The sequence below is a fragment of the Lysobacter sp. HA18 genome (assembly GCF_054057595.1).
Genome location: NZ_JBSRZL010000001.1, coordinates 397176 through 407500, shown reverse-complemented (window position 1 = coordinate 407500; position 10325 = coordinate 397176). Strand labels below are relative to the sequence as shown.

Annotated in this window: 9 protein-coding genes and 1 pseudogene (1 of these 10 only partly in view); 4 read left to right on the top strand and 6 right to left on the bottom strand. The window is 68.6% G+C overall.

Annotation, left to right across the window (positions count from 1 at the left end; all coding sequences use genetic code 11):
• Together ACVWWW_RS01960 and ACVWWW_RS01955 are read left to right on the top strand one after the other, a co-directional pair.
• Positions 1–1188: the 3' portion of a M23 family metallopeptidase gene (locus ACVWWW_RS01960; protein WP_027082248.1), read on the top strand. The gene continues 243 nt to the left of window position 1, outside the view; only the last 1188 of its 1431 coding nucleotides appear in the window; its start codon lies off the left edge, out of view; its stop codon occupies positions 1186–1188.
• A 1-nt stretch (position 1189) separates the two neighbouring features.
• A complete protein-coding gene (locus ACVWWW_RS01955) occupies positions 1190–2335 on the top strand; it encodes an anhydro-N-acetylmuramic acid kinase (RefSeq protein WP_027082249.1) in 1146 nt (381 codons plus the stop codon).
• Here ACVWWW_RS01955 and ACVWWW_RS01950 read toward each other — a convergent pair.
• Positions 2323–3675 carry an AmpG family muropeptide MFS transporter gene (locus ACVWWW_RS01950; RefSeq protein WP_456998622.1) on the bottom strand — a complete coding sequence of 451 codons (1353 nt, stop codon included), beginning with the start codon at positions 3673–3675 and terminating at the stop codon, positions 2323–2325. The genes ACVWWW_RS01955 and ACVWWW_RS01950 overlap by 13 nt on opposite strands.
• Entirely contained in the window at positions 3665–4471 is an 807-nt protein-coding gene (locus ACVWWW_RS01945; RefSeq protein WP_027082251.1) for an exodeoxyribonuclease III, read from the bottom strand. The genes ACVWWW_RS01950 and ACVWWW_RS01945 overlap by 11 nt, the downstream gene beginning before the upstream one ends.
• Before the next feature lie 81 nt (positions 4472–4552).
• On the opposite strand from ACVWWW_RS01945, the gene pyrE reads away from it, so the two are divergent.
• Positions 4553–5203 carry an orotate phosphoribosyltransferase gene (gene pyrE, locus ACVWWW_RS01940; protein ID WP_027082252.1) on the top strand — a complete coding sequence of 217 codons (651 nt, stop codon included), beginning with the start codon at positions 4553–4555 and terminating at the stop codon, positions 5201–5203.
• 59 nt (positions 5204–5262) lie between these two features.
• Positions 5263–5928 carry a hypothetical protein gene (locus ACVWWW_RS01935; RefSeq protein WP_036141556.1) on the top strand — a complete coding sequence of 222 codons (666 nt, stop codon included), beginning with the start codon at positions 5263–5265 and terminating at the stop codon, positions 5926–5928.
• A gap of 21 nt (positions 5929–5949) precedes the next feature.
• Here the strand turns inward: ACVWWW_RS01935 and ACVWWW_RS01930 are convergent, their stop codons facing one another.
• The 4 genes and pseudogenes from ACVWWW_RS01930 to coaBC form a co-directional block, all read right to left on the bottom strand.
• The gene (locus ACVWWW_RS01930; protein WP_027082254.1) at positions 5950–6303 is read right to left on the bottom strand and encodes a DUF3147 family protein; all 354 of its coding nucleotides are present in this window, start codon (positions 6301–6303) and stop codon (positions 5950–5952) included.
• 2 nt (positions 6304–6305) lie between these two features.
• Positions 6306–8609, bottom strand: coding sequence for a phosphomannomutase/phosphoglucomutase (locus tag ACVWWW_RS01925; protein ID WP_036141559.1), 2304 nt, complete (start codon positions 8607–8609; stop codon positions 6306–6308).
• 34 nt (positions 8610–8643) lie between these two features.
• Positions 8644–9105 (bottom strand): dUTP diphosphatase, encoded by a 462-nt coding sequence (gene dut / locus ACVWWW_RS01920; protein ID WP_027082256.1) that lies wholly within the window; start codon positions 9103–9105, stop codon positions 8644–8646.
• A pseudogene (gene coaBC / locus ACVWWW_RS01915) lies at positions 9102–10300 on the bottom strand (bifunctional phosphopantothenoylcysteine decarboxylase/phosphopantothenate--cysteine ligase CoaBC). Before coaBC ends, dut begins: the two are co-directional and overlap by 4 nt.
• Positions 10301–10325 lie beyond the last annotated feature (25 nt).

Here is a 10325-nt window from a genome sequence, read left to right as displayed (position 1 = left end):
CTGCCGCCGCTCCGCTTGGTGCAGCAGCAGGGCGACAGCTGGCAGATCGTGCAGGTCAAGCGCGGCCAGACGCTCGCGTCGATCATGAAGGACCTCGAGATTCCGCAGGCGCAGCGCGACCAGCTGCTCGCGCAGTCGTCGGTGAAGAGCCAGCTGCTGCGTTCGATGAAGCCGGGCACGCAGCTCGCGTTCGACCTGCCCGTCGGCGGCGGGCTGCGTGCGTTCCGTTTCGACCAGGACGAGAGCCATCGCGTCGAGCTGACGTTCGCCAACGGCGACGTCAAGCAGAACGTGCTGGTGAGCCCGACCGAGACGCGCACCGTGGTGCTCAGCGGCAAGGTCGGCAATTCGCTGTATGCGTCGGCGCGCAAGGTCGGACTGACCAGCGCGCACGTCAACACGCTGACCGACGACATGTTCAAGTACGACATCGACTTCAATGACGATGTCGGCGCCGACGACCGCTTCAGCGTGGTCGTCGAGCAGACCTGGCGCGACGGCCAGCTCGTGGCCACCGGCCCGGTGCTCGCCGCGACGTTCACCACCGGCGACACGCTGCACTCGGCGTTCCGCTTCGACCGCGACGGCAAGCCGGAGTACTTCACCGCCGATGGCCGTTCGCTCAAGCGCAGCTTCATCCGCATGCCGATTCCGTATGCGCGACTGAGCTCGGGCTTCGGCAACCGCTTCCACCCGGTGCTGGGCCGCTGGCGCATGCACAAGGGCGTCGACTACGCCGCGGGCACCGGCACGCCGATCATGGCGGCGGGCGATGCGCGCGTGGCGTTCGTCGGCTGGAAGGGCGGTTACGGCCGCGTCGTCGAACTCGACCACGGCCGCGGTTATTCGACGCTGTACGGCCATATGTCGGCATTCGGCAAGGAACACGTCGGCCAGCGCATTTCGCAGGGCACGGTGATCGGCTATGTCGGTGCGTCCGGCCTGGCGACCGGCCCGCACCTGCACTACGAATTCAAGGTCAACGGCGCGCAGCGCAATCCGCTGTCGATCACGATGCCGCCGCCGGAACCGCTGTCGGGTCCCGCCTACGCCGCGTTCCGCACGCAGACGCGCACCTCGCTGGCGCGCATCCGCGAGGTCGAGAACATCATCTACGCGGGCGACGACGAACCGCAGGTCGCCAAGGCCGCCGCCAAGCCGGACACCAAGTCGCGCCGCCGCTCCTGACATGACGACACCGATGCCGGCCGACGGGCTTTACGTTGGCCTCATCTCCGGAACGAGCGCCGACGGCATTGACGCGGCGCTCGTTCGTTTTGGGGCGGGCGTATCCGACACCGGATGCCGGCTCGAGCACGGCGTCGTGGTGCCGTGGGACGAGGCGCTGCGATCGCGACTGGTCGCGCTCGGACAGGGCGGCGATGCACGCGGGCTGGACGAGATCGGCACGCTGGACGTGCAGGTCGGCGAAGCGTTCGCGAATGCGGTGCACGAGTTGCTGACGATCGCGGGCGTCGATGCACGCGATGTGGTCGCGATCGGCTCGCACGGGCAGACGATTCGTCATCGCCCCGCAGGCGCCGCCTACGACGGCAAACATTCTTTCACGTGGCAGATCGGCGACGGCAACGTCATCGCCGAACGCTGCGGCATCGCGACCGTCACGGACTTTCGGCGTCGCGACGTGGCCGCCGGTGGGCAAGGCGCGCCGCTGGTGCCCGCGTTCCATGCGGCGATGCTGCATTCGGATGCGGAAGATCGCGCGGTGCTCAATCTCGGCGGCATCGCCAACTTCACGTTGCTTCCGCGCATGGGCGACGTACGTGGTTTCGACACCGGGCCGGCGAATGCATTGCTGGATGCGTGGTGCCTGCGTCATCGCGGCGAAGCGTTCGATCGCGACGGTGCATTTGCGGCGAGCGGTCGCGTCGACGATGCATTGCTCACGCGCCTGCTCGAGGAGCCGTGGTTCGCGTTGCCGCCGCCGAAGAGCAGCGGTCGCGAGCAGTTCCATCTCGACTGGGTCGACGCGAAGCTCTCTGGTACCGAATCAGCGGCGGATGTGCAGGCGACGCTGCTTGAACTCAGCGCGGCGACGGTTGCGAAGGCTCTGCTTGCGCATCAGTCGTCGACGCGTCGCGTGCTGGTCTGCGGTGGCGGCGTGCGCAATCCCGCACTGATCGCGCGCATCGCGGCGCATCTTCCGAACTGCACGATCGAAGCGACGGATGGGCATGGCCTCGACGCGGATTTCGTCGAGGCGATGGCGTTCGCGTGGCTCGCGCGGCAGACGTTGGCCGGGCTGCCGGGCAACGTCGCGGCGGTGACCGGCGCGAAAGGCCCGCGCGTGCTCGGGACGGTTTACCCGGCCTGAGCGCCCGGCGCCGTGCCGCTATCGGCAGGCGCAAAGCGCGGCCACAGATAGACGAAGAGCAGCGTGGCCGGCAGCACGGCGATGGTCGCGATGACGAAGTACTGCGAGTAGCTCGTCGCTTCGACGATCGTGCCGGCGAACACGCCGAGCACCTTGCCCGGCAGGTTCACCATCGAACTCAGCAGCGCGTACTGCGTCGCTGTGTGCTGTCGGTTGACCAGCGACGACAGGAACGCGACGGCCGCGGTGCCGAGGAAGCCCAGCGAGAAGTTCTCGGCGGAGATCACCAGCGTGAGCGCGCCGAGGTCGCCGTGGTGACGTGTCAGCCATACGTAGAGCAGGTTGCAGCTCGCACACACCACGATCGAAACGATCAGCGGCCAGCGCACGCCGAAGCGCGCAATCGCGACACCGGCGGCGAACACGCCCGCGATGCCGACCCAGATGCCGTAGAACTTGGTGATGGCGCCGATCTGCGTCTTCGCGAAGCCCATGTCCAGATAGAACGGGCTCATGATCCCGCCGACCAGCGCCTGTTCCGGGATCTTGAACAGCAGGATGAAGAGCAGCGTCAGCAGCGCCGTCTGCACGCCGTAGCGGCGGAAGAAATCGGTGAACGGCTCGACCACCGCGATCTGCATCGCCTCGCCCCATGAACTGGGCGACGGCCGATACGCCTCGGGTTCGCGCGACAGCAGGTTCGCTGCGATCGGCAGCAGCATGAGCCCGGCCATCGCGAGGTAGACCGTGCTCCACGGCACGTGGTCGGCCATCGCGAGTGCGAGCGCACCGGTGACAATGAGCGCGATGCGGTAACCGAGCGAATACGTCGCAACTAGCGCGCCCTGCGCGGCCATCGGCGCGATCTCGATGCGATAGGCGTCGACCGCGATGTCCTGCGTCGCGCCCGCGAAGGCGACGAACACGGTCGCGACGATGAAAGGCGCGAGCTGCGCCGGCGTCAGCATCGCCATCACCACCAACCCCGCGGTCACCGCGACCTGCGCCAGCAGCAGCCAGCCGCGTCGCAGGCCCAAGCGTGCGAAACCGGGCACGCGGCTGTGGTCGAGCAATGGTGCCCACAGGAACTTCAGCGCATAGGTCATGCCGGCGCTGGCGATGATCGTGATCTCCTTCAGCACGATCCCGTTTTCCTTCAGCCAGTACGCGAGCGTGCCGGCGACAAGAAGGAACGGCAGCCCGGAGCTGAAACCGAAGAAGAACATCGTCCACGCGGACGGCTGGGTAAACGCCTTCCAGACCGACATCTTCTTCGCGGGCGGTGGCGGCAGCCCCGCGGTCGCCGGGTCTTTCGGAAGGCGGACGTTGTCAGAGGTCATAGTCGACGATGTAGGGCGCGTGGTCGGAGAAACGCGGCTCGCGGTGCGTTTCGCAGTGGCGGATGGCGCCGCGCAGGTTCGGCGTCACCAGCTGGTAGTCGATGCGCCAGCCTACGTTGTTGGCGCGGGCCTGTCCGCGGTTGCTCCACCAGGTGTACTCGGCGGATTCATCGGGCTTGTGCACGCGGAAACTGTCGAGCCAGCCGAGGTCGCCGGCGCAGGGCGAGCCGTCGCCGTGCTGGTCGGCGATCAAAGCATTGAGCCATGCGCGTTCGTGCGGCAGGCAGCCGGTCTGCTTCTGGTTGCCGCGCCAGTTGGTGATGTCGCGTTGCGAACGCACGATGTTCCAGTCGCCGCAGACGATGTACTGGCGGCCGCTGTCCAGCCACTCGCGCAGGATCGGCGCGAACCAGTCCATCACCGAGACTTTGAAGCCCTGGCGCAGGTCGCCGGTGGTGCCCGACGGCACGTACAGCGACACCACCGACAGGTCGCCGAAGCGTGCTTCGATGTAGCGGCCTTCCTCGTCGAACGCGTCCCAGCCGAGGCCGGTTCGCACTTCGTCGGGCTCGCGCTTGCTGTAGATCGCGACGCCGCTGTAGCCCTTCTTCGTCGTCGCGTCGCGGAAGTTCGCGTGGTAACCCGGCGGGATCAGTTCGGGCAGCCGCAGCTGGTGTTCCTGCGCCTTGGTTTCCTGCACGCAGAGGATGTCGGCATCTTTCTGCTGCATCCAGTCGATGAAGCCCTTCTTCGTGGCCGACCGCCAGCCGTTGGCGTTGAAGCTGATGACGCGCATGCGTGATCCGGATGGGATACCGGCGCCAAGCGTAGCCGCTCGCTGCTTTACGATGCCGGTTCTTCATCGCGCGAATTCGCCATGGCCGACCACCGCACCCGCTTCCTCGAACTCGCCCTGCGCGTCGACGCGTTGCGCTTCGGCGAGTTCACGCTGAAATCCGGCCGCACCAGCCCGTATTTCTTCAACGCGGGCCGCTTCGATTCGGGCGCGGCGCTGGCGGAACTGGCCGGTTGCTATGCGGATGCGGTGGACGCCGCGGGCGTGCAGTTCGAAGTGCTGTTCGGCCCGGCGTACAAGGGCATCCCGCTCGCGACCGCGCTGGCCTGCGAGTTCGCGCGTCGCGGCCGCGACCTGCCCGTCGCGTTCAATCGCAAGGAGGCCAAGGATCACGGCGAAGGTGGCCTGCTGATCGGCGCGCCGCTCGAGAGCCGCCGCGTGCTGATCGTCGATGACGTGATCACCGCCGGCACCGCAATCCGCGAGGCGCTGGCGCAGATCCGCACCGCGGGCGGCGTGCCGGCCGGCATCGTGATCGCGCTCGATCGGCAGGAAGCCGTCGACCCGACCGTCTCCCGACGCTCCGCGGCACAAACGGTCGCGGACGAGCAGGGCCTGCCCGTGGTCGCCGTCGCCCGCCTGGCCGACCTGCTCGACTTCACCGCCGGCGATGCCGACCACGCCCGCCGCGAGCGGCTGTTGGCGTATCGCGCGGCCTACGGTTGCGACTGAGCGCCGGTGGCGCGAAAGTTGCTTGCAATCGTGTGACACGACCGCCCAACCGGCCCGCCATGACCCGCACTCCGCTGCTCGCCCTCGCCCTCCTTGCTGTCGTGCCCGCGCTGCACGCGCAGTCGGCGCCGGCCAAGAAGCTCTATTGCTGGAACGAGGGCGGCCGCAAGGTCTGCGGCGATGCACTGCCGTCCAGCGCTGTCGATGCCGCGCGCACAGAGTTCAACGCCAAGAGCGGCATGGCGACGACCACGCTCGATCGCGCGCTGACGCCGGACGAGCAGGCCGCTGCGGCCGCGCAGGCGAAGGCGCAGGCCGATGCCGCCGCTGCGGCCGAAGCCGAGCACCGCCGGCTGATGGCGATGATCGAAACCTTTCCGACCGAAGCCGACCTGCGCAAGGCGTTCGGCGAGCGCGTCTCGCTCAATGCCGACGCGATGAAGACCGCGCGCATGGGCATTGACGGCCTGCGCCAGGGCTTGGTGTCGCGACTGCAGCGCGCCGGCGAGCTGGAGCTCAACAAGAAGCCGGTGCCGAAGATGCTGCGCGACGAGATCCACACGCAGCACGGCCAGCTCATGGCGCAGCAGTCGGCACTGACGACGCTGCAGTCGCAGGCGACGACGCTGCAGGCGCAGCTCGACGAAGCCGTGGCGCGTTATCGCGAGCTCAAGCCGCAGCAGCAGGCCGGCGCGACGTCGACCGCGGCAACGCCCCCAGGCTGAGTCACCGCGACGCTGCCCGCGTCAGGGCAGCAGTTCGATCCCGAACGGCCGCACCAGCCAGGCCGTCAATGCGAAGCAGGCGATCGTGATCGCGGCCGATGCGGCCAGTGTCGGCCAGAAGCCGATGCGCGCGAGCATCGCGGGAAACAGCAGGAACATCGGCAGCGTCGGCAGCACGTACCAGAACGTGTAGTACGCGTGGTTGGTGAGCTTGGCCTGGGGTTGTTTCTCGACGTGCAGCCAGACCAGCGCGAGCACGGTCACCAGCGGCAACGCCGCGATGAAGCCGCCGAGACGGTCGCTGCGCTTGGCGGCCTCGGACACCGCGACGACGATCGCCGCGGTGACCAGGTATTTCACTGCGAGCCAGGCCATCGTCAGAACGGCAGGACGAGGTCCGGCTGGATCGCGGCGATCTGCTCACGGAACGCGTTCTGGATGCGCAGCAGCGCCTCCGACGAATCCGCGTCGAAACGCATGACCAGCACCGGCGTGGTGTTCGATGCACGCACCAGACCCCAGCCGTCGGCGTAGTCGACACGCAAGCCGTCGATGGTCGACAGGCGCGCGCCTTCGAACTTGGCCTCGCTCTGGAAGCGGTCCACGAACGCGTGCGGATTGCCGTTCGGTGCGTCGACCTTGATCTCCGGCGTCGACACGCCGTTGGGCAGCGCGTTGAGCGTTTCAGTTGGCGTGCGCGGGCTGGCCGCGAGGATTTCCATCAGGCGCGCGGCGGCGTAGACGCCGTCGTCGAAGCCGTACCAGCGCTCCTTGAAGAAGAAGTGGCCGCTCATTTCGCCGGCCAGTTCCGCGTCGGTCTCGCGCATCTTCGCCTTGATCAACGAATGCCCGGTCTTCCACATCAGCGGGCTGCCGCCGTGGCGCAGGATGTGGCCCGGCAGGCGACCCGTGCACTTCACGTCGAACAGGATCACCGCGCCCGGATTGCGTTCCAGCACGTCGGCCGCGAACAGCATCAGCAGGCGGTCCGGGAAGATGTTGTCGCCGGTGCGCGTGACCACGCCGAGGCGGTCGCCGTCGCCGTCGAAGGCGATGCCGAGGTCCGCGTCCAGACGCTCGACCATCTGGATCAGGTCGACGAGGTTGTGCGGTTCGCTCGGGTCCGGATGGTGGTTCGGGAACGTGCCGTCGATATCGCAATGCAGTGGGATGACTTCCGCGCCGATCGCCTCGAGCACGCGCGGGCCGATGTCGCCGGCCACGCCGTTGCCGGCATCGACCACCACCTTGAGCGGACGGTCGATCTGGATGTCGGCGGCGATGCGCTGGACGTAGTCCTCGGCGATGTCGCGCTCGTCGAGGTTGCCCGGCGTCGGCGCGGTATGCAGGCGGTCGTCGGCGATGCGCGAGTACAGATCCATGATCGCGTCGCCCGACAGCGTTTCGCCGCCGACCACGACCTTGAAGCCGTTGTAGTCCGGCGGGTTGTGCGAGCCGGTGACCGATACGCAGGAGCCCGCGCGCAGGTGGTAGGCGCCGAAGTAGACGACGGGCGTCGGCACCATGCCGACGTCGAGCACGTTGCGGCCCGCGCGGCGCAGGCCGGTGATCAGGCCTTCGACCATGGTCGGGCCGGACAGGCGGCCGTCGCGGCCGACCACGATGTCGCGCAGGCCCTGCTCCTGCATCACCGTGCCGATGGCCTGGCCGACGAGTTCGGCGATGCCGGCATCGAGACTCTGGCCGACGATGCCGCGGATGTCGTACGCGCGGAAGATGCCGCGATCCAGCGCGAGCGTCTGCTTCACCGCTTCGGGCTTTTCACCGGCCGGGAGCGGCGGCGGCGTGGTCGGGCGGACCACGTCGGCCAGCGTCGGCGCGTCGTCGGCGTCTTCGACCACCGCGGTGCCGCGGCGTGCGAGCAGCTTCGGCAGCGAGGCGATCACCGCGGCGAGCAGCAGGCACAGCAGCGTGGCGACGGCACAGCCGATCGAGCCCAATCCAAACGGGCCGCCGGCGACGTCGGGTACCGCGGCCGAGACGCGCAGGTCGGTGTTCGGCACCTTCGCCGCGAGCGCTTCGGCGCTGGTCGCGAGGCTGGCGTCGCCCTTCTCGGCGAGGCTGGCATTGCCCTGGCGCAGCGCGAGGTAGTTGGCGTCGCCGATGTCGGCGTTGTTGACCGCGTCGGCGAGCGTCGCCATCGGCAGGCGCACCATCGCAACGGCGGGCGTATTCCCTGCGGCGACCGGTGCAGCCAGCGCGATGTATGCGGTGCCGGCGTCGCGGATCGCGGATGCGACCGGCTTGCCGGCGGCGATCGCCGACTCCAGCACGGCGACATGGCCGTAGCCCGGACCCTTGTTGCCCGGCGCGCCGAGCGCGTCGTACACGCCGTCGAGTGCGGCCGGGCGCACTTCGCCGCCGGTCGCGCCCTTCCAGCCGGCCGTGAGCTGCTCGGCCGCGCGGTCCATCAGTCCGTTCTTCAGCGCGTCCTGCACGCCGGGGCTGGCGAGCTGCTCGGCGAAGCGCTTCTGCGCGGTGCCGATCATCGACTGCGCGGCCTGCACGACGGTGTCGCGCGCGGCTTGCACGTCGGTGCGCCGCACCTCGTCGCGCCACTGCGCCCAGGCATTCCATCCGAACCAGCCGGCAAGCAGCAGCGCGACGCCCGCACCGAGCGGGATCAGCGGCTTCAGACGGTCGACCTGGGCATTCGGCATCGCGATTACTCCCTGCAACTCACTGCAATGTTGTTCAACGCACGCCGGTGTGGCCGAAGCCACCTTCGCCGCGCGCACTGGTTTCGAATTCGTCGACCACCCGGAACGTCGCGCGCACGATCGGCAGCACGACCAGCTGGGCGATGCGATCCCCCGGCTCGATCGTAAAAGCCGCGTCGCCGCGGTTCCAGATGCTCACCATCAGCGGACCCTGGTAATCCGCGTCGATCAGGCCCGTGCCGTTGCCGAGCACGATGCCGTGTTTATGCCCCAGCCCCGATCTCGGCAGGATGACGGCGCACAGCGTGGGATCGGCGATGTGGATCGACAGCCCGGTCGGCACGAGGTGCGTTTCGCGCGGCGCGATCGTCAGCGGCACGTCGAGCGCGGCACGCAGGTCGACGCCGGCGCTCGCGGCGGTCGCGTACTCGGGCAGCGGCCACGCATCGCCGTAGCGCGCGTCGAGCAGGCGGACTTCGATGGTGCGTTCGGTCATGCGAGGCGCGCCTCGATCAGGTCGAGCAGGCCGCCGGCGATGTCGGACTTCGCGCCCGGGCCCAGCGTGGTCGATGCATCGGTGTCGTAAACCACGAGCGTGTTCTCGTCGCTCTCGAATCCGCTGCCTTCCACGCCGACGCGATTGGCGGCGATCAGGTCGACCTTCTTCGCGACGAGCTTGCCGCGTGCATAGGTTTCGACGTCGTGCGTTTCCGCGGCGAAGCCGACGACGAGCTGCGGACGTTTCGGATGCGCAGCGACCTCGGCAAGGATGTCGCGCGTGCGCACCAGCGTGAGCGTCAGGCCGTCCTGCCCGGGCTGCTTCTTGAGCTTGTTCGGCGAGATCGACACCGGCGTGTAGTCGGCGACAGCGGCGGCGCCGATATAGACGTCGCACGGCAGTGCGGCCATCACCGCGGCATGCATCTGCGCGGCGCTGCGCACGTCGATGCGCTTGATGTCGGGCGGCGTCGGCAGCGTGACCGGGCCGGCAATCAGCAGCACGTCCGCACCGCGCGCGGCGGCCGCGCTGGCGACGGCGAAACCCATTTTTCCACTGCTGCGATTGCCGAGGAACCGCACGGGATCGAGGTCCTCGAACGTCGGCCCGGCGGTGACTACGACGCGACGCCCGGACAGCGCGCTCATGCGGCTTCGCCTGACAGCACGCGCACAATCGCCATCGGCTCGACCATGCGGCCCTCGCCGATCTCGCCGCAGGCCTGGTCGCCGGCGGCGGGGCCGATCACCAGCACGCCGCGATCGCGCAGCGTCGCTACGTTCGCCTGCGTTGCCGCGTTCGCCCACATCACCCGGTTCATTGCCGGCGCGATGGCAATGGGCGCTTCGGTCGCCAAGCACAACGTGCTGACGAGATCGTCGGCGAATCCGTGCGCGATCTTGGCAATGGTGTTGGCCGTGGCAGGCGCGATCACCACCACGCTGGCCCAGCGCGCGAGTTCGATGTGGCCCATCGCGGCTTCGGCGTGCTCGTCCCACAGCGACGTGCGCACCGGCTGGCCGGACAGCGCCTGGAAGGTCGCGGCGCCGACGAAATGCTGCGCGTTCTCGGTCATGGCCACGCGCACCTCCGCGCCGGCGTCGCGCAGGCGACGCACCAAGTCGGCGGACTTGTAGGCGGCGATGCCGCCGGTCACGCAGAGCAGGATGCGATGGCCGGAAAGCGCGGTCACGGGGCGGAAAAGTCCGACGGAGAAA

Bases quoted from the DNA above. Each gene is read 5' to 3' on its own strand.
- ACVWWW_RS01955 (WP_027082249.1), top strand. From the start codon at position 1,190: ATGACGACACCGATGCCGGCCGACGGGCTTTACGTTGGCCTCATCTCC.
- ACVWWW_RS01950 (WP_456998622.1), bottom strand. From the start codon at position 3,675: ATGACCTCTGACAACGTCCGCCTTCCGAAAGACCCGGCGACCGCGGGG.
- ACVWWW_RS01945 (WP_027082251.1), bottom strand. From the start codon at position 4,471: ATGCGCGTCATCAGCTTCAACGCCAACGGCTGGCGGTCGGCCACGAAG.
- pyrE (WP_027082252.1), top strand. From the start codon at position 4,553: ATGGCCGACCACCGCACCCGCTTCCTCGAACTCGCCCTGCGCGTCGAC.
- ACVWWW_RS01935 (WP_036141556.1), top strand. From the start codon at position 5,263: ATGACCCGCACTCCGCTGCTCGCCCTCGCCCTCCTTGCTGTCGTGCCC.
- ACVWWW_RS01930 (WP_027082254.1), bottom strand. From the start codon at position 6,303: ATGGCCTGGCTCGCAGTGAAATACCTGGTCACCGCGGCGATCGTCGTC.
- ACVWWW_RS01925 (WP_036141559.1), bottom strand. From the start codon at position 8,609: ATGCCGAATGCCCAGGTCGACCGTCTGAAGCCGCTGATCCCGCTCGGT.
- dut (WP_027082256.1), bottom strand. From the start codon at position 9,105: ATGACCGAACGCACCATCGAAGTCCGCCTGCTCGACGCGCGCTACGGC.